At 32.6% G+C, this 21,777-nt stretch carries 26 protein-coding genes; 5 read left to right on the forward strand and 21 right to left on the reverse strand.

The window, feature by feature from the left end:
* Positions 1-181: LPXTG cell wall anchor domain-containing protein (locus tag BG262_RS09470; RefSeq protein ID WP_143602683.1), on the forward strand; the 181-nt coding region annotated here is incomplete at its 5' end.
* Positions 182-371: 190 nt separating this feature from the next.
* On the opposite strand, the gene pepC is transcribed toward BG262_RS09470, so the two are convergent.
* The 15 genes from pepC to BG262_RS09545 form a co-directional block, all read right to left on the reverse strand.
* Positions 372-1,694, reverse strand: coding sequence for an aminopeptidase C (gene pepC, locus BG262_RS09475; RefSeq protein ID WP_070788656.1), 1,323 nt, complete (start codon positions 1,692-1,694; stop codon positions 372-374).
* A 307-nt stretch (positions 1,695-2,001) separates the two neighbouring features.
* Positions 2,002-2,580, reverse strand: coding sequence for a nicotinate-nucleotide adenylyltransferase (locus BG262_RS09480; protein WP_233278852.1), 579 nt, complete (start codon positions 2,578-2,580; stop codon positions 2,002-2,004).
* Between the two features lie 4 nt (positions 2,581-2,584).
* Complete coding sequence (gene nadE, locus BG262_RS09485; RefSeq protein WP_070788658.1) at positions 2,585-3,409, reverse strand: NAD(+) synthase; 825 nt, start codon at positions 3,407-3,409, stop codon at positions 2,585-2,587.
* Between the two features lies 1 nt (position 3,410).
* Positions 3,411-4,871 carry a nicotinate phosphoribosyltransferase gene (locus tag BG262_RS09490; RefSeq protein WP_070788659.1) on the reverse strand — a complete coding sequence of 487 codons (1,461 nt, stop codon included), beginning with the start codon at positions 4,869-4,871 and terminating at the stop codon, positions 3,411-3,413.
* Between the two features lie 127 nt (positions 4,872-4,998).
* Positions 4,999-5,679 (reverse strand): 5'-methylthioadenosine/adenosylhomocysteine nucleosidase, encoded by a 681-nt coding sequence (locus BG262_RS09495; RefSeq protein WP_070788660.1) that lies wholly within the window; start codon positions 5,677-5,679, stop codon positions 4,999-5,001.
* 11 nt (positions 5,680-5,690) lie between these two features.
* A complete protein-coding gene (macP, locus tag BG262_RS09500; RefSeq protein ID WP_070788661.1) occupies positions 5,691-5,963 on the reverse strand; it encodes a cell wall synthase accessory phosphoprotein MacP in 273 nt (90 codons plus the stop codon).
* Positions 5,964-5,989: 26 nt separating this feature from the next.
* Positions 5,990-6,550, reverse strand: a complete 561-nt coding sequence (locus BG262_RS09505; protein WP_070788662.1) for an NUDIX domain-containing protein — start codon at positions 6,548-6,550, stop codon at positions 5,990-5,992.
* A gap of 17 nt (positions 6,551-6,567) precedes the next feature.
* On the reverse strand, positions 6,568-7,947 hold the full coding sequence (glmU, locus tag BG262_RS09510) for a bifunctional UDP-N-acetylglucosamine diphosphorylase/glucosamine-1-phosphate N-acetyltransferase GlmU (protein WP_070788663.1): 1,380 nt from the start codon (positions 7,945-7,947) through the stop codon (positions 6,568-6,570).
* 447 nt (positions 7,948-8,394) lie between these two features.
* Positions 8,395-8,667, reverse strand: a complete 273-nt coding sequence (locus BG262_RS09515) for a hypothetical protein (RefSeq protein WP_070788664.1) — start codon at positions 8,665-8,667, stop codon at positions 8,395-8,397.
* Between the two features lie 21 nt (positions 8,668-8,688).
* The gene (locus BG262_RS09520) at positions 8,689-9,291 is read right to left on the reverse strand and encodes a hypothetical protein (protein WP_070788665.1); all 603 of its coding nucleotides are present in this window, start codon (positions 9,289-9,291) and stop codon (positions 8,689-8,691) included.
* Positions 9,292-9,409: 118 nt separating this feature from the next.
* Entirely contained in the window at positions 9,410-9,664 is a 255-nt protein-coding gene (locus BG262_RS09525) for a hypothetical protein (RefSeq protein WP_070788666.1), read from the reverse strand.
* Between the two features lie 163 nt (positions 9,665-9,827).
* Complete coding sequence (locus BG262_RS09530) at positions 9,828-10,658, reverse strand: DUF2207 domain-containing protein (protein WP_070788667.1); 831 nt, start codon at positions 10,656-10,658, stop codon at positions 9,828-9,830.
* 259 nt (positions 10,659-10,917) lie between these two features.
* Positions 10,918-13,041, reverse strand: a complete 2,124-nt coding sequence (gene pulA, locus BG262_RS09535) for a type I pullulanase (protein ID WP_070788668.1) — start codon at positions 13,039-13,041, stop codon at positions 10,918-10,920.
* A 124-nt stretch (positions 13,042-13,165) separates the two neighbouring features.
* A complete protein-coding gene (locus BG262_RS09540) occupies positions 13,166-13,921 on the reverse strand; it encodes a DUF4811 domain-containing protein (RefSeq protein WP_070788669.1) in 756 nt (251 codons plus the stop codon).
* Positions 13,921-15,438 (reverse strand): MDR family MFS transporter, encoded by a 1,518-nt coding sequence (locus BG262_RS09545; protein WP_070788670.1) that lies wholly within the window; start codon positions 15,436-15,438, stop codon positions 13,921-13,923. Before BG262_RS09545 ends, BG262_RS09540 begins: the two co-directional genes overlap by 1 nt.
* A 155-nt stretch (positions 15,439-15,593) precedes the next feature.
* Here BG262_RS09545 and BG262_RS09550 point away from each other — a divergent pair, with 155 nt between their 5' ends.
* Positions 15,594-16,172 carry a TetR/AcrR family transcriptional regulator C-terminal domain-containing protein gene (locus BG262_RS09550; RefSeq protein WP_070788671.1) on the forward strand — a complete coding sequence of 193 codons (579 nt, stop codon included), beginning with the start codon at positions 15,594-15,596 and terminating at the stop codon, positions 16,170-16,172.
* A 36-nt stretch (positions 16,173-16,208) separates the two neighbouring features.
* Here the strand turns inward: BG262_RS09550 and BG262_RS09555 are convergent, their stop codons facing one another.
* From BG262_RS09555 to BG262_RS09570, 5 genes are all read right to left on the reverse strand, one after another.
* Complete coding sequence (locus BG262_RS09555; protein ID WP_070788672.1) at positions 16,209-16,637, reverse strand: GNAT family N-acetyltransferase; 429 nt, start codon at positions 16,635-16,637, stop codon at positions 16,209-16,211.
* Positions 16,627-17,124: a GNAT family N-acetyltransferase gene (locus BG262_RS09560; RefSeq protein WP_070788673.1), complete on the reverse strand. Its 498-nt coding sequence runs from the start codon at positions 17,122-17,124 to the stop codon at positions 16,627-16,629. Before BG262_RS09560 ends, BG262_RS09555 begins: the two co-directional genes overlap by 11 nt.
* A gap of 12 nt (positions 17,125-17,136) precedes the next feature.
* The gene (locus BG262_RS09565) at positions 17,137-17,622 is read right to left on the reverse strand and encodes a GNAT family N-acetyltransferase (RefSeq protein WP_070788674.1); all 486 of its coding nucleotides are present in this window, start codon (positions 17,620-17,622) and stop codon (positions 17,137-17,139) included.
* On the reverse strand, positions 17,619-17,789 hold the full coding sequence (locus BG262_RS10795) for a hypothetical protein (protein ID WP_158006670.1): 171 nt from the start codon (positions 17,787-17,789) through the stop codon (positions 17,619-17,621). Before BG262_RS10795 ends, BG262_RS09565 begins: the two co-directional genes overlap by 4 nt.
* Positions 17,790-17,934: 145 nt before the next feature.
* On the reverse strand, positions 17,935-18,372 hold the full coding sequence (locus tag BG262_RS09570) for a GNAT family N-acetyltransferase (RefSeq protein WP_070788675.1): 438 nt from the start codon (positions 18,370-18,372) through the stop codon (positions 17,935-17,937).
* 62 nt (positions 18,373-18,434) lie between these two features.
* Between BG262_RS09570 and BG262_RS09575 the strand changes: the two genes are divergently transcribed.
* A complete protein-coding gene (locus tag BG262_RS09575) occupies positions 18,435-18,839 on the forward strand; it encodes a MarR family winged helix-turn-helix transcriptional regulator (RefSeq protein WP_070788676.1) in 405 nt (134 codons plus the stop codon).
* A gap of 118 nt (positions 18,840-18,957) precedes the next feature.
* The gene (locus BG262_RS09580; RefSeq protein WP_070788677.1) at positions 18,958-19,401 is read left to right on the forward strand and encodes a GNAT family N-acetyltransferase; all 444 of its coding nucleotides are present in this window, start codon (positions 18,958-18,960) and stop codon (positions 19,399-19,401) included.
* Positions 19,402-19,500: 99 nt separating this feature from the next.
* Here the strand turns inward: BG262_RS09580 and BG262_RS09585 are convergent, their stop codons facing one another.
* Entirely contained in the window at positions 19,501-20,979 is a 1,479-nt protein-coding gene (locus tag BG262_RS09585) for an alpha-amylase (RefSeq protein ID WP_070788678.1), read from the reverse strand.
* A 184-nt stretch (positions 20,980-21,163) separates the two neighbouring features.
* On the opposite strand from BG262_RS09585, the gene BG262_RS09590 reads away from it, so the two are divergent.
* Positions 21,164-21,763, forward strand: a complete 600-nt coding sequence (locus tag BG262_RS09590; protein WP_070788679.1) for a histidine phosphatase family protein — start codon at positions 21,164-21,166, stop codon at positions 21,761-21,763.
* Positions 21,764-21,777 lie beyond the last annotated feature (14 nt).

Raw genomic sequence — 21,777 nt, forward strand, 5'->3', positions numbered from 1 at the left:
ATCTACTTCAACATCTGGATCTACTTCAACATCTGGATCTACTACAAATTCTAAACCTAAAAAACAATTGCCAAGTACTGGCGAAGTATCTTCTTTATCTTCTATTTTAATTGGTATTTTCTTAGTATTAGCTGGATTTGTAACTTCAAAATTAAATTTTAAAAACAAAGATGCAGAATAGGTAGATAATAGATGCTAAATAACTAAAATCATATCATCAAAAAATATGATTGATTCGTATCATTCATATTAAAAAAATTATAAAAGAGAACACTGCAAAAGCTGTGTTCTCTTTTAATTTATCTGAAATTACCAACTATAAATTTCACTATATTATCAAAATCTATATAATTGGTTTAATTATTTCTTGATTATGCTAATGCTCCCATTGGATCCCAAGGTGCAAGTACACGTGGTTCTGCTTCATAAGCTTTTAACTCCTGTTCTGTAAGGAATTCTTTTCTTACAACGATTTGGTATGTATATTCACCCATCCAAGCATCGCTTGCTACGAAGTAACCTTTCGCACCAACCTTATCTCCCCATGAATTTTCAACTTTCCATTTTAGAGATTTACCATTTTCATCTAAGTCCACGCCTGTTAATACCATTGCGTGTGTCATCAAAGATTCAGAGTAGTCTAAGCGACTTGCTTTAGTTTGAGTATATTCAAGATCAAGTGCTGTTTTGAAATCATAAACATCAAGTGCCATAATTCCTTCTTTACGATTTGATACTTGACCAACATCACAACCGAACCATACAGTTTCACCTTGTTGCATTTGAGCAATAGCAAGTTCTTTGAATCGATCCATTTCAACATTTAAGTGACGAACATCGCGAGCACCTGCAACATTACCTAGAAACTCAACAGTGTAGCTTTGGTTATAAGGTTTATCTTCTGTAGGTGCATTGATGATACTCACATATTCATTAAGGTCAACACCAACAAATTTATCATAAAATTCTTTAGGAGAAACTCCTTCAACTTTATGGAATTCATTGTCTTTATCACGATATTCAAAATCAAATTTTTGTGGTGGTAAACCAAGATTTGCTGCTAAAAGATTGAATACTTCTTGTAGTAATTCTTCTTTTTTAGCTTGAGTATCCCCACCATCACGCGCTACTTGACGTAAAATTTCAGCATCTTGACGTAATAATTTGTTTAAATATGTATTTAATTCTCCTGAAGCACTTGATGAAACAGACTCAGGGTAAATATCTTTTGGAACTACACCATATTTTTGGAAGATAGCAACGATCATATCCCATTGTCCACCATCTTGTTGAGGTGTATCAAGAAGGAATTTAACCTTACGGTCAGTTAAATCTTCTGCTTCAGTAGCCAAAATATTGTCAAAGAACCAGTTAGATTTTTCATATTTATCCCAGAAGAATGTATATGCTTGAGATAATTCAAAGTTTTCAAGTTTGAATTCAGTCAAGATTTTATGACGGAAAGTGTTCAATGCAGCAAACATCCAACAACGGCCACTTTGTTTTTGGTTAGTAACAGCATCATTAGTTAAATCAATAGAGAATACTGGTTGGTTATTAACCTTTCCAGCGCGTGTTTCTAATGATTTAAGGAAACCATTGCTAGTAATAGCATTTTCAACAGCTTGATACTTCACATTTGAAGAATAGTTGTCATATAATTTTGCAGTAAAATCCTGAGTTAATTCAGTCATTATTATCTCCTTATTATTGTAAAATTAATACTTTCTAAATATTTAGAAAAGTATTCACAAAGAATATTATACTCCTTTCAAAATAAAAAATACAGCTAAACTGTACTTTTTATTCTAATAATCTAAAATTTTATAATCTGTAAGTAGTTATAGAGTTTACTTATATAGTATAGTTGATTAAAATAGAAATACCTTTGTTTTACTACTCTGTCGATTACACTTAAATAAGCAAGCTTATTAGTATAAATCGCAACGATGTATTAATCTATTTTTAAGCGACTATATAAAAGACTTTTTTACCAAAATCTTATTCATCCTTATAAAGATTATTCTCTTTAATATAAGAGATGAGCTTGTCTGATATTATAAAATTAGGAACCAGTCCTTCACTTATTTCTTTCCTAATAAATGTTGATGAGATATCCATGAAAGGTAGATCAACCCATGTAACTGGATATTGTGAGATTAATGTTTCATCTTTACTTCGACGAACTGCTATGAAATCAACCATTTCCATTAGTTCATCAATTTTATACCACTTGGGTAAATACTCTACCATATCCTGGCCAATGATGAAATAATATTTTATCGTTGGATTTTTTTCTTTTAAAAGCTTCATTGTGTCATGTGAGTAAGAAATACCACCACGCTCAATCTCAATCATTTCGATTCCTAGATCAGGATAATCTTCTAAGGCTAATTCAAGCATATCAAGACGATATTTTGCATCAATTGTTTTCTTTTTATCAACATGTGGTGGGTTTGCTTCTGGCATAAGTAAGACTTTATCAAGTTTCAACTTCTGCCTAACCTGGTCAGCAATAAATAGGTGAGCATTATGAACTGGATTAAAATTTCCACCCAAAATTCCGATTCTTTCTACCATATTATTATTTCCAAAAATCATCAAAAACGGTAATAGGCAAGTGACGTTTATGTTGTCCTTTTTTCCACCAATTTTCTATTATTTCTTGTGCTTTAGGACTTACTTTTTTTCCTTCAGTATAATCATCAATTTCTTGATAAGTGACACCTAAAGCAACTTCATCAGCAAGACCAGGTTTACCATCTTCAAGGTCTGCTGTTGGTACTTTTTCATAAAGTGATTTGTCAGCACCTAAATATTCAAGTAACGCTTTTCCCTGTCTCTTATTGAGACGGAAAAGAGGTAAAATATCAGCCCCTCCATCACCAAATTTAGTGAAGAAACCTGTAATATTTTCAGCAGCATGATCTGTACCCACAACTGCGCCAGCCTTTTGACCTGCAATAGCATATTGAGTAATCATTCTTTGGCGAGCCTTGATATTTCCTTTTACAAAGTCTGAAACCTCTACTCCAGCTTGAGCTAATGCTTCAACTTCTCCATCAACGGCTGCCTTAATATTTACAGTATATAGAATGTCTGGCTTAATAAATTCCAATGCTTTTTGAGCATCATCTTCATCAGCTTGAACACCATAAGGCAATCGAATTGCTATAAATTGATAGCTATCATCTCCCGTTTCTTCTCTCATTTCCTCAATCGCCATCTGCGATAAACGACCAGCAAGAGTTGAGTCCTGACCTCCTGAAATCCCTAAAACTAAAGTTTTCAAAAACGAATTTTTCCTCAAATAATCCTTTAAGAAATCAACCGATTTTCTCACTTCTTCTGCAGCATCTATTTGAGCTTTCACACCTAATTCTTTAATAATATCATCTTGTAAAGTCATTTTAGTATTCCTTTCCAACACTTTTTCTCACCTTATCGATGAGTTTCATCTTGTTATCCCAGACCTCTTTTGATAAATCAACTGGGTAATCTTGTGGATTTAATAATCTCTTGTATTCATCCCATAGCTGATCCAGTTCATGAGCGGCATATTCTTTTACTTCTTTGAGACTTGGTATTTTATATACTAATTTACCATTCTCATAAATTGGAATTAATAAAGGAACAGCATCAAAATCCTTAACAACTTTATTAATATATGTATAAGTTGGATGGAGCATATAAATTTCATCAAGAGATTTTACATCTTCATCAAACTCTGTAATGTAGTCCCCTTCTGATTTACCCTTAGCACGGCTTGTAATTCTCCATACTTGTTTTTTACCAGGAGTTGATACTTTTTCTGCATTGTTAGAAAGTTTAATTCTATCAGTCATTTGTCCATTCTCATCTTCAAAAGATACAAGCTTATAGACTGCTCCAAGAGCAGGTTGATCATAGGAAGTTATTAACTTAGTTCCCACTCCCCACACATCAATCTTTGCATGTTGCATCTTAAGATTAAGGATAGTATTTTCATCTAAATCATTTGAAGCATAAATTTTAGCATCAGGAAATCCTGCTTCATCAAGTTGTTCGCGTACTTTTTTTGAAATATAAGCCATATCACCCGAGTCAATACGAACACCTAGGAAATTGATTTTATCACCCATTTCACGCGCTACTTGTATTGCTGCTGGAACTCCAATTTTCAAGGTATCAAAAGTATCAACTAAGAATACACAATCTTTATGAGTTTTTGCATATGCAGTAAAAGCATCATGGTCATTTCCGTAAGCCTGCACAAGTGAATGAGCGTGAGTACCACTGATTGGAATACCAAAAAGTTTACCAGCTCGAACATTACTCGTTGCATCTGCACCACCAATAACTGCTGCGCGTGCTCCCCAAAGAGCCGCATCCATCTCTTGAGCTCGACGAGTACCAAATTCAAGCAATGGATCATCTCCAATTACAGACTTAACTCTTGCTGCTTTTGTAGCAATAAGTGTCTGGAAATTAATAATGTTTAATACGGCAGTCTCAATAAGTTGACATTGGGCAATTGGACCCTCTACTTGAAATATTGGTTCATTTGCAAATACTAAGTCACCTTCACGTGCGCTGTTGACATTACAAGTAAATTCCATATTTTTTAAATAAGTAAGAAAATCTTCAGGATAATCTAAGCTTCTTAAATATTCGATATCACTATCTGTAAATTTAAGATTATTAAGGTAATCAATAACTCTTTCCAAGCCTGCAAAGACAGCATATCCATTATCAAAAGGCATATTTCTGAAATATACTTCAAAAACTGCTTTCTTTTCTGATATTCCCATTTCAAAATATGTTTGCATCATATTAATTTGATATAAATCTGTGTGTAAAGTTAGACTATCATCACGACTAGCTGAATACATATATTTTCTCCTATCCCTCAAAGGGGTACTATAAATTATAAATGTAGAAATTTTCACAATAATATTATACCCTTTTTATATAATTTATTCTATTTTTAGAAATTAAAAAACAAGCCGGAGCCTGTTTCTATTGCATTTTTTTTAAAAGATTAATGATGATTTGTGCAGATTTTTTACCTGCATCAATAATGAATTCATCAAAAGATACATTTGCATTCCCGTCGGCTGTATCGCTTATAGCACGAAGTACAACAAATGGTTTGTTTAAACTGTGAGCTGCTTGAGCAATACTTGCTCCTTCCATCTCTACAGCTAATACATCAGGAAAATGTTCTTTAATCTGAGCAATTCTAGCATCACTAGAAATAAACGAATCACCACTGGTTATTAGTCCTACTTTAGCATCTTCAATTACTTTTTTAAGCTCAGATACAAAGTACTTGCTTGACTCATAATATAATTCTTGTCCAGCCATCTGACCATATTTATAACCAAATGCGGTTACATCGACATCGTTATATGCAAGTCGATTTGCAATAACAAGATCACCTACTGAAAGACCAGCACCAACTCCTCCAGCAGAGCCAGTATTAATAATTGCATCCACATTGAATCTATCAACAAGCATACCAACAGCTAGTGCACTCATTACTTTACCAATTCCTGATTTCACAAGCACAACTTCATGACGTCCAATAATTCCTTCATAATAAACGTTTCCATGTACTAATTCTTTTTTTGTTTCTTCTAAATTTTCAACTAAGAGGCGAAGTTCTTCGTCCATAGCGGCAATAATTCCGATTTTCACGATTTTTTCTCCTATAATTTTAATACAGCAAAGACTAAGGCAATAATTAATAAGACCAGAATAATAATCCATTTATTCATACTCTTATCTCGCTCATCACGCTTTGCGTTTTCAATACGACGACTCTTATTAACCTGATTCTTTTGTAGCTTTTGCTCCAACTTATCATATTTTTTTATAAGTTTTGTGTCGTCCATCATTTCATCTTTTATTCGGCGGTCGAGATATTTCTCATCATCCTTGTATTTCTCCAAGATTTCATCCGTCAAAATTGGTTTAGGCATTTTATTATACCCCTTTACAAACTAATTTATTTTTTATTGTTCAATTCCCAGTATTGAATTGCTATTATTGTTTTTGCATCAGCAATTTCTCCACTTGCAATTAAAGCCTTACATTCATCTAAAGTAAATTGTCCGACTTCCAACACTTCATCATCATCTTGCGGTCTAGGATTTTCGACTTTTACAAGATTATCAATATAGTAAAGGTAAATCTTTTCGTTACAGAATCCCGGTGCAGTATAAAACTCAGATATCAATTCAATGTTTTCAGATGTATATCCTGTTTCTTCTTCAAGCTCACGCAATGCTGCTTCTTTAACATGATCTTTTTCTCCAGCTTCAAGTTTTCCTGCAGGAATTTCATAGATAACTTTTTCCAGAGCTTTACGGAATTGTCTAACAAGAATTATCTTATTATCAGCTGTGATTGGAATCATAGAGACAGCACCTGGATGGAAGATTAATTCTCTTTTAGCTGTCCCAAGTCCTTGAGGCAATTCAACCTCATCAACTTTCACATCAATAATATGACCTTTAAAAATATCTTTACGATTTATTGTTTTTTCTTCAAAATCTTCAAATTTCATCTAACAATCCAATCTATTTAATCATCTAATTTTTTATAATGCGGAAGTTTTTTAGCTCGTCCAATCTTATCAGTCTGGCGAGCACGCCCAATTGCTACTGCATCATCTGGAATATCTGAAGTAATTGTAGAGCCTGCTGCAGTTAGAGCATTCTTACCAATATGAAGAGGCGCTATTAAAGTCGAATTACTTCCCACAAAAGCATGATCTTCAATTTCAGTATGGAATTTATTTTGACCATCATAATTTACTGTTATGGTACCAGCACCAAAGTTCACATCTTCTCCAACAGTAGCGTTTCCAATATAAGTCAGATGACCTGCCTTAGTATTTGCTCCAAGTGTTGAACCTTTAATTTCAACAAAGTTACCTACATGCACATTTTCGTGTAGGATTGTTTGAGGGCGAAGATGTCCGTAAGGTCCAATATTTGATCCCTTCTCCATAATACTTGATTCTACTGTTGAGTTACGAACTTCAACATTTGAATGAAGTGTAGAATCTTCAATACGACTACCGCTTGTGATGACTACTCCACTCTTAATTGTCGTTTTCCCTTTTATTACAACATTTCCTTCAATAAAAGCATCTGGTGCAATTTCAACATCTGCATCTATATAAGTTGTTTCTGGATCAATTAAGGTCACACCATTTACCATATGATTATGGTTGATACGCGCCCTCATTGATTTTTCAGCTTGAGAAAGAGCTACACGGTCATTAACACCTAGACTTTCTTCAAAATCATCAAGTGAATAAGCACATACTTTTTGACCAGCTTTTTTGAAAATCTCAATAACATCAGTAAGATAATATTCACCTTGGTTATTATTGTTATTAATTTTTGTCAAAGCATCAAATAATGCTTTATTATCGAAAACATAAGTACCTGTATTAATTTCAGGGACTGATTTTTCTTCCTCACTAGCATCCTTTTGTTCAACAATCTTAGTAACTTGTCCACCTTCGCGAATGATGCGTCCATATCCTGTTGGATCTGGTGCAATTGCAGTTAAAATGGTTGCCGTTGCTCCTTCTGCTTCATGATAAGCAAAAAGTTTTTCAAGAGTATCTCCCGAGATTAATGGTGTATCTCCTGCAATTACAAGAGTTGTTCCTTCTTCTTTATCTAATAACGGAGCTACAATCTGTACGGCATGTCCTGTTCCTAATTGTTCTTCTTGTTTAACAAACTCAGGTCCATCAGCTAAGCTAGCAAGGACATCATCAGAACGATGACCAACTACAATTACTTCCTTATCAGGATTAAGAGCTAATACTGCCACTCTTACATGGTCTAACATAGTCTTTCCAGTAACCTTGTGTAAAACCTTTGGTAAATCAGATTTCATACGTGTACCCTTACCAGCTGCTAAAATAATTGCATATTTTTTCATTCGATATTCTCCATTACTTTATTATTATTCTGCACCTATTTTACCATAATAGAACCGATTTTTCACATATGTAGTAATGTACCAATGAAACTGTATGTCTATATACATTATACCAATTATTAATGTGATAAAACTTACAGAATTGTAAGAGATCCCCATGCATGAATATATATTTAATTATAAGTAATCTAAAACTGAAATTAGGTAAAAAACTTCGAAACAACTCCACTATTATTCGTAAAATCATTAAAAACTTTACAGAACAGCAATATAATAAAAGTACACGACTAAAAAAGCAGGGAACTTTATCCCCCGCTCTAACCGTTTAAAATTTTACAAAAACAAATGTATATTAAAAGTATCTACTTTTTCTTTTTAGCCATTTTTTTTGGCTTTTCTTTTTCCATATTATTATTGGCTTTAAAAAGGTGAAATATGACATACCTTCTATAATACTTGGAGTAATGAACACCCCCCCGAATCACTCGTGGGATCTTCGGCTATAAGTTCAGGAATACCTATCCCTAATCCATATAGAACTATACTACCAAAAAATGCAAAGAAGATCAGTAATACTCGTTGATACAGTATCATTGTTTCTCCCCATTCAAGTTCATATAAATAAGGTTTATCTGTAAATAAATTGGGTACTATTTGTTCAGACTGTTCAAAACTTGCATTAAATAAATTTTTTCTTGTTTTCATATCAGTATTTTTCACCATATTTCCTAAGTAATGTGCCTACCAGCTTATGTCAATATCTTCATGTAGTGTATCGTAGGGATTATTTTTAAGCTTTAAATTGCTATAATACCAGATATAATATGTATTTTCACCATATTTATAGTCTATTACTTTTTCTACTTTCTGATCATCAATTTTTAAATTTTTGATATCAGGGTCTAATGTGACTCCTGATACTGGATATCTTTTTAATTCTTTATTACGTCCATCCAAACGCACTGCTAGAACTGTTGAAATTTGCATTTCTTCTTTATCTAACTTAAATTCCGACTTATCTGTAATTTTATCTTTGCTAAAAACAACTTTTTCTTCATAAGATTTTTGAATTTTTTTATATAACTTTTTTCCATCAGCATCTGAAACGCTATAACTATGCATCTCTAATACATCATCATTATTGATCAACACATCTATATCATTTCCGTTAGAAAACCTTGCTATAACTCTGTCATCAGATATTGCAGGATCATATAATTTGCTATCTTTTTTATAATCACTGTAATTTCCAGCTATATTAATATATATTGTATAAATAATGTATATTACTGCAATTACCACAAATAAAATAGTTAAAAATTTTTTATTTTTCTTTTTTTCCATTTACTTTCTCCAAATAAAACTAGTACTTCTGATATGTTTAGCCTAAACAATATTCTTTCCTTCATCAAATATTCCCTATAAATTAAATCACCTAGTAGTATGGATTTTAACTTTTGTATCAAAAAGATATTTTAGGCGTACTATTCTTATCGGAAATATCAATATTTTTATAATACCAAATATAAAAATTATTACCTTTAAACTCATAATTAAATATATCTTTAGGTGCTTCATCATCTATTTTTAATTTTTGAATATATGCACTTTGACTACTTCCAATCAAGGCCGTTCTTTTTGATTTATTTTTTAGATAATCAGGTAAATCTTTCACAAAATCATAGATGAATAGCACGTTATCTTCCATCGTTCCCATTTTATCGGTATTTAAGCCGACTTACCAAATAACTCCTGGTTTAAAACATTTTTTCCCTTTCGAGTTAATTTTATTTACTGAGCTAATTTTGATTTTCCCTTCTTCATCATTAATTGATATATAGTCAGTAGAATCTTCGTAGTCATACTTATTAATGATTGTATCAGGTTATATATTTGTTGAAATATTTTTCTCCGTACCATTCAATCTGTGTCTGTCCTTCAAGCTTTCTATATTCTTCTGGGTATTTATTTTTGTAATATCCCATAAGTATGTATGGAAATACTATATGAATTTCATAAATGGCAATCGCAACAATAAATAAAAAAATGGATATTATTAAAAATATGGAAAGTGTTTTGCTATTCATATTCCCTATTAAATCATTTGCTGTATCACTAAATACCAAGGCTATAATAAGAAAGATGACAGAAAAAGTCATAAATTTATCTAAAATTTTTGATATATATGATTCTGAGGAACCGTTTGAATTAATTTTATTGAATAAAGTTAATTTTAGATTTTTTATTTTATTAATTAAAATTATTGTACTTGTCAATGTACCTAATGTAATAGTTATACATACTATATTATTCGAGTTATAGTCTGTTATAACTGAATAAAAAATTATTAAAGCTACTACTATTGTAAAAAATATCATCATACAGAAATTATTAACATTTATTGTAAATCTATAAGGGACTAACGACTTATATTTAATTATTTTTCTATTAATAAAAATCCCTGAAATCCATAAGATAGACCAAATCCAAAATACTATATGAAAAAAATATATCTCATTCGCATAAAATACTATACTGATGAATCCTAATCCTACCCATAATACTAGGGTTAGAATTATCATAGATAATGAAATTCTAAGTGGATTCCCTTTGAGATCTTTTACCATTTTATTTTCTTGTCTAAGTATATCTTTATCTTTTATAAGATTAGTACTTTGATCAAATGTAGCATTTAGTAACTTTATTCCCATTTTTTAATCCCCTTATTTTATATCTATATTATACAAAATAATTCACTATTTATCACAAGATATTCAAAAGGAATCATCTGATTTCAAAATAAAAAAATACAACAACAAGGCTATTGTTGTCGTACTTTCAATAATTATATGAATTATTATTTTTTATTTTTCTTATTCTTTATTTTTTTAATATCTCTAATTATTAAATATACAGCTAATATAAAAATAAAGACATAAAATGATAATTGTCCTAATTTGTAGTAGTCCATTATTTCTCCTTCTTCATGATTGTTACTGATATTGGAGGGAATATCCCTGAGTTATCTTGTTTGCCATGGCTTGATAGAATCATTTGATAGTCTTTAAGCTCTGTATCTTCTAATTTATTTTCTTTTTCTAAGGCATTTAAGACTACAATATAAGATACTTTATCATCTTCAAGTTCATAAGCGATTAATTTCTTTTTAGTTTGAAGGGCATGGATATGCTCGTTTATTTGATCAAAAGTTGTCAGTCTAAATAAGGGCTCTGATTTTCTTAGCTTAATCAACGAACGGAAGAACTCAACATTTTCTGCATATTCATATGGGCGATTCCAATCAAATTCGTTGATAGAATCGGGTGATTTGTAGCTATTTTCAACTCCATCCTTTGTGCGCATGAACTCTTGTCCAGCATGGAAGAAAGGAATACCTTGAGATAAAAGTGGGATACTTGTTCCTAAGAGATGGCGTAATCTACGAGTTTCCGCATCATCATCGGGGTTAGTCAAAAGAAGCTTGTCATATAAAGTATAGTTGTCGTGGGCTTCTAAATATTGCACGACTTGGTCTGGTCCAGAGAAATTATAAGTCTTACTGTCTAAATCTTGTCCACCCATAATATTTTTAAGGAGCAGTTTTTCCTGACGGCTTGCACCATTGATAAATCCAGGGTCGTCATCGAAAAAGACACTACCTTTAGCGGTATCACGGATTGAATCGTTAAAGTGCGCAATCCTAGGCATTTCAACAGCATTCTTTTGAATGGCTTTTTTATCCTCAGAAAGTGCCGTATTTAAGTCCCATCCTTCACCCAAGATGATAATAGATGGATCAATCTCATCAATAGCCGCACGGATTTCATTCATGGTCTCGACATCATGGATACCCATCAGATCAAAGCGAAAGCCATCTAGCTTAAAGTTTTCAGCCCAATATGTCAGACTATCAATCATGTATTTTCGCATCATAGCACGTTCAGATGCGGTGTCATTATCGCAACCTGTTCCGTTTGATAGCTGACCACTTCTTGCATAGCGGAAAAAGTAACCTGGAACTGTCAGGTGAAAGGCGTGTTTCGCAGCATTGAAAACATGATTATAAACGACATCCATAATCACGCGCAATCCCTGTTTATGAAGCCCATCTATCATTTGTTTCATTTCAATAATTCGAGTCTGAGGATTATTCGCATCTGTCGAATATGAGCCTTCAGGTGAATCATAATTTTCAGGGTCATATCCCCAGTTAAATTGTGGAATATCTGGCTTTGATTCATCAACTGATCCATAATCAAACATTGGCAGAATTTGGATATGACTGACTCCAAGACTTTTTATATAATCTAGTCCTGTTGGCTTACCTTTAGAATTTAAAGTTCCTTCTTCAATTAAACCTAAGAATTTTCCTTTATTTTTTATGCCACTGTCTGCCGCAATTGAAAGATCACGAGTATGAAGTTCATAGATTATGGCATCCATAGGATTTGTAAACTTAGGCATACGTTTAAAGTTTTTAAGTTTTACCTCATCCGGATTTAAAACAACACTTCTTTTTCCGTTTACGACAACTGCCTTGGCATAAGGGTCTCCCGTGTAATTGACTGTTCCATCTCTGAAAGTTACACGGTATTGGTAAGAAAGACCGTTTTGATTACCGTTAATAAGACATGAATAGACACCATTTTCTTCCCTATTCATGGTAAATGTACCAAGTTGCGGTGCCTCTTCCTGATTGTTTTTGAAGACAATCAATTCTACCTTGCTAGCTGTTGGAGCCCATAATTTAAAGTTTGTTGCTTGAGGTGAATAAAGGGCACCAAGTTGACCATAGTAGGCAAAAATTGTATCAAATTCATCTGTGCGAACAACAGCTCCAAAATAAACTGGAGTTTCAGTGCCAGCAAAAATTATTTTATAATTTTTTTCTAAATCAAGTCTTGCTGTTACTAAGGTCAAACGTTCTTTATCACGCTTATAAGTTTTTAAGTTTCTAATTTGATAAAAACTTCCTTCTTCATCTGTTAGTTTTATATCCAGATTATCCAGATCCCAATCTTCTATACTTGATTCAAAATGAAGATTTATTTGATTTATCTTATCAATCAGTGCCTTTGTTAATTTATTTGCCATTCCAACTCCTTGCCCAATATTTTATATTCTTATAATATTACAAGTTGTGAAATATCGCAACAAACGGTTGCATTATTTAAATAATATAGAAAAAGACTGATTTTCAATAATCAGTCTTAATATTCTATTCAATCATTTTCTTTATTGCGTTCATTGTCATTTCTCGTGTTTGATCTTCAGTAAATTCTTTAATTTGATTTTGTGTGGCTTTTGGATTTTTCATCATAAATTCCTTAACCTTTTGAGAAATTACTAATTTCATTTGTTCTTGCTGAGCTTGTGCAGCTTTTGGATCAGCTGATTTTTGTTTTTCAGCTAATTTTTTAGATTGATTTGCAGTCATCGGAAGCCAAGTTTTTTGAGGAACTGTGACCAAAGTTTCTTCAGAAATTAATTCATTATCAGTTTCATCATCAACTTCAAATAATTTCTTGAATGTGTCATTTTCCCAAGTCCAAGTCTTTTTAGTAGTCACAATAGTCGGTTCTTTAACATCTGCTACTTTATAAGTTGCAGTCTTTTTGACTGAGTCAACAATATTTTTCTTATCTGGAGCAAAGTGCGCTTCAGGTTTTTCATCAGTTTTTTTATCTCTATAAACTAGAACATAATTATCTGAGTCTGTTCCCACTTCTTGAGTTACTAATATACTTACAGGAGAATCAACTTGAGCCGCCGTATAAATACTATTTGAAGTCTTTGTATCTGTTACTTCCTTCATTCCCCAGTGGCTATTTAAATGTGCTGATAAAGCGAGAGCACTTGATAGTAATAAGAGTGTAGAAAGTGTTCCCAAGGTAATTTTCAATAATTTGTTAGGAATGAGAAACCATGAGAGTACCATTGCTATTGTTAAGCCAATCATTATAGGTATAATCATTATTTAGCACCTCCTGTATTATCTTTTTTAGCTCTAAGGAAGAAGATTGTAATAATCAATCCCACTACTGCAAACCCTAGTCCTACTGCAAATGAAACTCTGAAACCATCCATTGAGGCATCAATTGTTTTACTTGCAAATTCCATTGGATTTGTATCCTTCATAGCTTTGGCTGGACTATTTGTATTGATAATATTTTGAGTTATTGATGTTAATAAGGCCACAACTACAGATGAAGCGAGCTGACGAACTGTGTTGTTAGCTGCTGTACCATGTGTCGTTTCTTCAATTGGCAAAGCATTCATTGCGCTGGTAGTAAGTGGCATCATTGTAAGTGCGATACCTGCCATACGAATAGCGTAAAGTACTGTGATAAAGATTGTTGGTGTTGTGGCAGATAGGAAGACAAAAGGAATTGTTCCTATAGCAAGGATTGTAAGACCAACGAGTGCAAGGTTTCTTACACCCACTTTATTGTATAGAATACCAGCGATTGGTGAAATCAGACCCATCATCAAAGCACCTGCAAGAAGAGTAAGTCCTGAATCAAGTGGAGATAGACCATGCACATTTTGCAAGTATGTTGGAAGCATCATTTCCACTCCGTACATCGCCATAGTTACCAATATGATAATAAGAGCAGTAACTGTGAAATTACGAACCTTGAATACTCTGACGTCTAAGAATGGTTCTTTTAATCTTAATTGTCGAAGGACAAATAAGATGATAAAGATTGTACCAGCAATAATTGGAAGAATTACTGAATTCATTGAACTCCATCCATCCATGGCAACATTTGTGAAGCCCCATAGGAAAAGTCCAAATCCGATACTTGAAAGAACAAGCGAAAGTATATCTAATTTTATTTTCTTATTTGGAATTACATCCTTCATTACAAATGGTGTTAGTAATAAAACTAATGTAATTACAATCATTGGGATGATAAATATTGTTCTCCATGAAGAAACAATATTGATACCAAAGATAACATGGTCCTTATCTAATATCCATCCTGAAAGTGTTGGTCCAATGGCTGGTGCCATACCAACCACTAATCCACCAAGTCCTAGAGCTAAAGCCCTTTTATTTTCTGGGAAGACATTAACAGCAATTACCTGCATTAGGGGCATTGTGATACCTACAGCGATAGCCGCAAGAATACGTCCTCCAAGGAACATAATCCAATAATTACTATCTTCTGGAGTAAGATATGTAATTGTCATCCCTCCGAGAAGCAAGGCATATGCTGTAAACAGGAGCCATTTAGTTGATGTCCTTGTCATTAGATATGCTGACAATGGTACTACTATACCATTAGCAAGTAAAAACCAAGTTGTCGCCTGTTGAGCTGTACTTAGATTTATATCAAATGCCTTCATCAATGTTGGAATAGCTGTTCCCAACGATGTTTGCATAAGCATACCGGCAAATGTTCCAATTAGCAAAAGGATAAACATTAACCAGCGATTATATTTTTTTCCGTGAATATCTAACACTTGATCATTTGAGCTAGGCATATATACCTCCTATATTTAATTTTAAAAAATAACAAAATTTAATATAACACTTCTTGTGATTTCAGAAAAGAACAAAATAAGATACAATGTCTCATAATGGATATTTTTTTAATTTTTTATTATAATTTGTTTGATAATATAAGGGAGTATGAGGAATGAATGTCGATAAATCAACAATGACTAAAAGAAAAATCAAGCATGCCTTACTTGATTGTATGGAAGATAAAAAGTTTGAATTGATAACAGTTAATGATATTGTTACAAAAGCAGATGTAAATCGAAGTACCTTTTATCGCTACTATGATGATAAATACACCTTACTTGATGAGATTGAACTAGCAGTTATTAAACATATTAATCAGTATCGTGATTCAAATGCCATTTATATTGAAGGAAAGGGTTATATAAATAGTCAAAATATCATCTCCATGCTTCGACACCTTAAGAAATTTGATTTTATAATCAATAGACTTTTAAGCTTTAATGGAGATCAACTTTTTGAAATCAGATTGAGAAATCAACTATCACAACAATTCTACAAAAGTATCAAAGTAACAACTTCCAACGAAAAACTGGAATTAATCAAAGATTTTTTGGGACATATTGTAATTGGAACCTTTAGGTACTGGACGTCTCAAGACGAAAATATGAGTGAGGAAGATCTATCACAAGTCATTGAAGATCTCCTAACAAGTGGTTTCATGAAGGCCGTAGAAAACGCCCAAGAAAATTAAAAATCTAGCTCTTGATTTATTCAGAGCTAGATTTTTTTAGATTTCTAATTTAAACCCATAGCTCCCCTTATGAAAACCATAATTTTCATAAAAGTTATGAGCATTTTCTCTATCAGAATTTATTCCAGAATTAAGAGTCATGGCAAAAAGTCCCTCACTTCTTCCCAATTCTTTTATATAATCCAATATTTTCCCCGCAATGCCTTGTTTACGATAATCAGAATCGACAACTAATGCTAAGATTCTAATGTATTCAACACTTTTTTCAAACATATACATTGTACAAATTCCAGCAAACCCAACTACTTTCCCATCAATCTCAGCGACAATCAATTGGTAATTTTGATCGCTAAGAATTTTTTCAAGTCTTTCTTCTAGTTCTGCTTGCTCAACTGGATAGCCAAGTTGACTATATAATGCTGGAAGGTCTTTTAAATCTCTTTCTTGATAATTTCTAATCTTCATATTTTTTACCTAAAATATCCAAGTCACGTTCCACATCATCCATTAATGCCACTTGAGGAAGATGACCCCATTCTTCAAAACCATTTTTCTTGAAGAGATTAAGACTGGCTTTATTGTGACCAAAAATAAATGATAGTAAGGTTGTCACACCTAGTGTTTCAAGATTTGATTCTACAAACTCAATTGCTTTTTGTCCCAAGCCCTGTCCTTGAGCACTATTATCAAGATAAATTGAAACTTCTGCAGTTTTTGAGTAAGCTGGACGTCCATAAAAGTCTGATAAGCTAATCCAACCAAGAACTTTTTCGCCATCCTTGATTAACCAGAGCGGGCGTGTCTCAGGATTATGTGCATTGAACCAGTCAACACGTGATTCAACTGATATTTCTTCCAAGTCTGCTGTCGCAAGTCTACCAGGAATTGACTGATTATAAATATCTACAATTTTTTCTAGATCTTCAATCTTAGCATAAATGTATTCAACCATTTAATTCTCCTCTTATCTTAACTTTTTGGATAAACCGAGTTCAACAGAACTTGTAACAGCACCTTCTTCCGGTGCCTCAATAAATGTAATTTTATCATAACCCACCCCAGTCCAAAATTTAAGACCTTGATAATTTGAACCTGAGACCAACAACTCAGATCTACTAAATCCTCTATTTCTATAGTCTTCATCAAGAAGTTCAATCACTTTTTTAGCAATGCCCTTCTGACGATATTCTAGACCAATATACATATGAAGGATGTAGTAACAATCATCACTTTCATCAAATATCCACATCCAACCTACCAACTTATCTTTGTAGAAAATACTCAGGCTGTGACATTTGTCTTTGGGAATTTCTGGAATAATTTTATTTATATCAATTAGTGGTGGCAGAGGGTCCCTTCCTTCCACTTCATTAAAGTATGGTTTTGCTTCTTCAAATAATACATTTAACTCTAACTTATCTTGTTCATTTGATAATTCATATCTAATCATTTTTCACTCCCATTGATAATTCTAATTAATATTAAAAGAAGGACTGCGACTGCAAAAAAGATTGCCATCCAGTATCTACCAACTGCTGGATTGATGAAACTATATACCATCATTCCAAATGTGAAAATCAATAAAATAAGACCAATAATTGCTACTATTCTTTCCATAATTTCTCCAATGTATTCGATATTTTAATTATACAACATTGAAAAAGAAAATTATTTATTTTTTACCAGAATTCTTAATATTTCCTATGAAGAGACTTATTCCAGATAATATTACTAATAAACCACAAATTATTCCTAGCATAGATTATTCCCCCATATACTTCATCATTATATGTTCTGTTCCTTCAAGGATAAAAATTTCTCCAAAGGTTTGAAATCCATTCTTCTGATAGAACTCTTTAACATACGACTGGGCTTCTATTATAAGTTCCTTATCTGGCCATTTTGATTTATAGACTTCAACCAATTCTTGAGTAAGTTCTTTGCCCAGCCCCAAGCCTCTTGAGGCGCTAGTTATCACGACTCTTCCAAAAGTCACGTGCCCGTCATGTTCAAAGATTCTTGCGTAGGCCAGGACTTCATCTTCTTCATTTTTATAGTAGACATGATAGGCTGATAAATCATTGTCATCAAGGTCATGGAAAATTCTTTTTTGCTCGACAACGAAGGTGTCTATTCTTAATTTTTCTATTTTATAAAAATCTAAACTTGAGATTTCTGTTAATTTTTTACTATGCCACATGTAATTCTCCTTTTTGTGAACTTATGATAAGATAGGGTTAAAACTTAGGAAGGTAAAATCTTATGGATGATATTCAACTTTTTAGAATACTTGGTTCGATTTCTCGCAAGGCTACGACTGAAATGAACGGTTTGGTGCGTGATTTAGGGCTTGATAATAATCTTTTTCTTTATTTGCTAAGGATTGCTGAAAATGAAGGTCTTAATCAGGTTGACCTTTCAAATCTTCTTCAGATTGACAAGACCACTCTAAGCCGTGGACTTAAAAAGCTTGAGGTTCTTGGATATATCGAGAAGAGGACGGATCCTGAAAATAAAAAGTACAAACAACTTTTTACTACTATCAAGGGTAATGAGGCTGCAAAAGTTGTTGCTAATCTTGAAAGTGACTATGTAAACTCTTCTTTGAAAGAGCTTAATCAAGCTGATAAGAATAAGCTTGCTCAAATTTTAAGTAATATATCATAGTTGATTGTTGATATTTTACCACCTTATAGTTGCATATGCAACTATAAAATTAGACGAGTTTATAAATTACTATTTCTTTCTATAGTGATATAATAAGTTTATATTAGGAGGTAATACTATGAAGATTATTGAAATTCAAGATAGAACGCCACACCTTATTCAGGAATTAATCAGGGTATGGGAAAGTTCAGTAAGAGCTACTCATTTATTCTTATCTCAAAGAGAACTTGAGGAAATTAAAGGAAATGTTAGACAATCAATTGTTGAAATTCCATCACTTTTAATTGTCGAAAATGATGATAGACTACTTATTGCCTTTATGGGTCTTGAAAAAGAAAAACTTAAAATGTTATATGTAGCTAATGAAGCTCGAGGAAAAGGTAATGGTCGACTTCTTCTTACTCATGGAATTGATAACTATCAAATTCGCGAGTTGACAGTTAATGAACAAAATCCTTTAGCGCGTGGTTTTTATGAGCACATGGGCTTTAAAGTATATAACCGAAGTGATTTAGATGAACAAGGTTATCCTTATCCAATTCTCTTTATGAGACTTTCATAGTTTATGAAGGTATGTTTTATATATGTTAAAGTGAAATATATCTACATAAAAAATATGACGAATAAATTTCGTCATATTTTTTATTATACTTAATTAAAATTATTTTTGACTATCAAATATTTGTTGAGCTACTGTTTCTTGCACATAGATAGAGACTTGTCCTCCACCCACTGGAAATAATCCTTTACCATTATTATCTAGTACTACTTTTGCATCATTATTTCTTAATACATCGACAAAAGTCTTACCCCTATGAATAGCACTGATTGTCATTTCTTTTTCATTTTCAGGGCCATTTGTCATAATAACTGCGACACCCGAATCTGGTTCGCTCAAATCACCTGTAAGAACCCATGCAATACAGTTGGCATCATCAAAGTAATCAATTTGATTTCCAAAATGGATTTTTTCACGTAATTTCAAAAGATCGATTAAATCTTGTCCAGCAGGATTAATTCCTTGTGAGGGAATTCCGTATAAATCACCCCAAAATACAACTGGAATACCAGATTTTCTAAGTAAAATTAATGAATATGCATGAATTTTGAACCATCCTTCAACCCATGATTCAAGACTTTGTCCTTTTTGGGTATCATGATTATCAACAAAAGTAACTGAATAGTCTTGATGGGTTTCAGTTAAGGTATTTGAAAATATATTTCTCATATCAAATTGACCATCTGATTTTGATGCATTAAAAAGATTATTATGAAGCGGTACATCAAATAGAGAAATCACATTACCTGATGAATTTAAGTAGTTAGTAAGTGCCCTTATATCGTTTGACCAATATTCGCCAACAACAAACATATCAATACCTTTTTCAGTACGACGATTCAAAAGCCAGTCAACAAAAAAATCAAATTGAATATGTTTCAAAGCATCTAAACGGTACCCATCAATATCAGTAAGTTCTAAATGCCATTTTCCCCACCTGTCAAGTTGTTCAATTGTCTCAGGATACTTCATATCTAAATCGCATCCCATCAAATAGTCATAATTACCATTTTCTTTATCTACGTCTTGGTCCCATCCACGATCGGCAAAGTTGAATATATCATGAGATTTTGTACGTTCATCATAGTCAACACCTGAAAAATTCTTCCAAGTCCAAATATAATCATTATATTTACCCTTACGACCTGGGAAAGTAAATTTAGTCCAAGCCTCGATTTCCTCTTGGCCACTAATCTCTTCATTCCTATCAGTTGAGCTATATGCAGTAGCAGAAACCGTTTCGGTCTCGTCAGCACCTAGCATCTGATTAAAAACAATATCAGCATATACTTCTATATCTTTGTCTTTGAACGCTCTAACTGCGGCTAGATATTCATCTTTAGTACCATACTTTGTGGGTACAGTACCTTTCTGGTCAAACTCACCCAAATCATAACGATCATAAGTTCCGTAGCCGACATCATTAATACCTGCCGAAGCCTTATTTGCTGGTGGAAACCAAATTGCAGAAAATCCCAGGTTTTTAATTTCCTCCGCCTTACCTGCTAGTGTTTTCCAGTGACTTCCATCTGCTGGTAGATACCATTCAAACCCTTGTAAAATCATTTTTCTTTCAGCCATTATCATCCTCTTTCGTTCTTAAAATATTAATTTATTAAGTACTTCCATATTACTATTCTATGTTTTTTTGAACTTTCTGACAAATTTTAAGTAGTTTAGCAGTAAATTGTTTGCTTTTTCTTTAATGAAAAAGCACTCCTATTTAGATATAATTATTCTAATAAGAATATGAGGTGCAGAGAATATGAAGCTATACTTTACTAGACATGGTCATACACCATGGAATGAAGAAAAAATAATCCAAGGAAGTAAAGATATTGAACTATCAACTAAGGGAATCAAGCAAGCACATGAACTTGCTGATAGTCTATCCAACGGAGAATTTAATATATCAAGAATATATACAAGCCCTTTAAAACGTGCTGAACTAACTGCTAAAATTTCTGCCATTGAACTAGATATTCCTTTTCATATTATGACTGGACTTGAAGAAATAAATCTAGGTGATTGGGAGGGCAAAACTTGGAAAGATGTTAAAAAAAATTATTCAAAAAAATTTGATACTTGGTTACATAATCGTAGATTAGAAAAAAGTCCTAATGGTGAATCATACCAAGACTTACTAGAAAGAGTACTACCTGCCGTCGAAAATATTATTAAAGATAATAATTTAGAAGAAAATATCCTTGTAGTTACTCACAGTGCAGTAATAATGTGTCTTCAATGCTTGTTAAATCAAGTACCATTTGAAGAGATGGATAAATATAAGCTTGGAAATACTGAGGTAATTAGGCTTAAAACTGAAGATATAGAAAAAGCAGTGAGTTTATTAAATGTTGAATAGATGTAAAACCCCAG

The sequence above is a fragment of the Floricoccus penangensis genome, assembly GCF_001832885.1.
GTDB lineage: Bacteria > Bacillota > Bacilli > Lactobacillales > Streptococcaceae > Floricoccus > Floricoccus penangensis.

Excerpts from the sequence above, each read along its gene's own strand:
- BG262_RS09480 (WP_233278852.1), bottom strand. The coding sequence starts at position 2,580 with ATGGTAGAAAGAATCGGAATTTTGGGTGGAAATTTTAATCCAGTTCAT.
- BG262_RS09565 (WP_070788674.1), bottom strand. The coding sequence starts at position 17,622 with ATGATTAGATATGAATTATCAAATGAACAAGATAAGTTAGAGTTAAAT.
- BG262_RS09560 (WP_070788673.1), bottom strand. The coding sequence starts at position 17,124 with ATGGTTGAATACATTTATGCTAAGATTGAAGATCTAGAAAAAATTGTA.
- BG262_RS09550 (WP_070788671.1), top strand. The coding sequence starts at position 15,594 with ATGAATGTCGATAAATCAACAATGACTAAAAGAAAAATCAAGCATGCC.
- BG262_RS09540 (WP_070788669.1), bottom strand. The coding sequence starts at position 13,921 with ATGATTATACCTATAATGATTGGCTTAACAATAGCAATGGTACTCTCA.
- BG262_RS09575 (WP_070788676.1), top strand. The coding sequence starts at position 18,435 with ATGGATGATATTCAACTTTTTAGAATACTTGGTTCGATTTCTCGCAAG.
- glmU (WP_070788663.1), bottom strand. The coding sequence starts at position 7,947 with ATGAAAAAATATGCAATTATTTTAGCAGCTGGTAAGGGTACACGTATG.
- BG262_RS09525 (WP_070788666.1), bottom strand. The coding sequence starts at position 9,664 with ATGGGAACGATGGAAGATAACGTGCTATTCATCTATGATTTTGTGAAA.
- pepC (WP_070788656.1), bottom strand. The coding sequence starts at position 1,694 with ATGACTGAATTAACTCAGGATTTTACTGCAAAATTATATGACAACTAT.
- BG262_RS09545 (WP_070788670.1), bottom strand. The coding sequence starts at position 15,438 with ATGCCTAGCTCAAATGATCAAGTGTTAGATATTCACGGAAAAAAATAT.
- BG262_RS09490 (WP_070788659.1), bottom strand. The coding sequence starts at position 4,871 with ATGTATTCAGCTAGTCGTGATGATAGTCTAACTTTACACACAGATTTA.
- BG262_RS09580 (WP_070788677.1), top strand. The coding sequence starts at position 18,958 with ATGAAGATTATTGAAATTCAAGATAGAACGCCACACCTTATTCAGGAA.
- macP (WP_070788661.1), bottom strand. The coding sequence starts at position 5,963 with ATGCCTAAACCAATTTTGACGGATGAAATCTTGGAGAAATACAAGGAT.
- BG262_RS09570 (WP_070788675.1), bottom strand. The coding sequence starts at position 18,372 with ATGTGGCATAGTAAAAAATTAACAGAAATCTCAAGTTTAGATTTTTAT.
- BG262_RS09520 (WP_070788665.1), bottom strand. The coding sequence starts at position 9,291 with ATGGAAAAAAAGAAAAATAAAAAATTTTTAACTATTTTATTTGTGGTA.
- BG262_RS09585 (WP_070788678.1), bottom strand. The coding sequence starts at position 20,979 with ATGGCTGAAAGAAAAATGATTTTACAAGGGTTTGAATGGTATCTACCA.
- BG262_RS09530 (WP_070788667.1), bottom strand. The coding sequence starts at position 10,658 with ATGGGAATAAAGTTACTAAATGCTACATTTGATCAAAGTACTAATCTT.
- BG262_RS10795 (WP_158006670.1), bottom strand. The coding sequence starts at position 17,789 with ATGGAAAGAATAGTAGCAATTATTGGTCTTATTTTATTGATTTTCACA.
- BG262_RS09590 (WP_070788679.1), top strand. The coding sequence starts at position 21,164 with ATGAAGCTATACTTTACTAGACATGGTCATACACCATGGAATGAAGAA.
- BG262_RS09505 (WP_070788662.1), bottom strand. The coding sequence starts at position 6,550 with ATGAAATTTGAAGATTTTGAAGAAAAAACAATAAATCGTAAAGATATT.
- BG262_RS09555 (WP_070788672.1), bottom strand. The coding sequence starts at position 16,637 with ATGAAGATTAGAAATTATCAAGAAAGAGATTTAAAAGACCTTCCAGCA.
- nadE (WP_070788658.1), bottom strand. The coding sequence starts at position 3,409 with ATGACTTTACAAGATGATATTATTAAAGAATTAGGTGTGAAAGCTCAA.
- pulA (WP_070788668.1), bottom strand. The coding sequence starts at position 13,041 with ATGGCAAATAAATTAACAAAGGCACTGATTGATAAGATAAATCAAATA.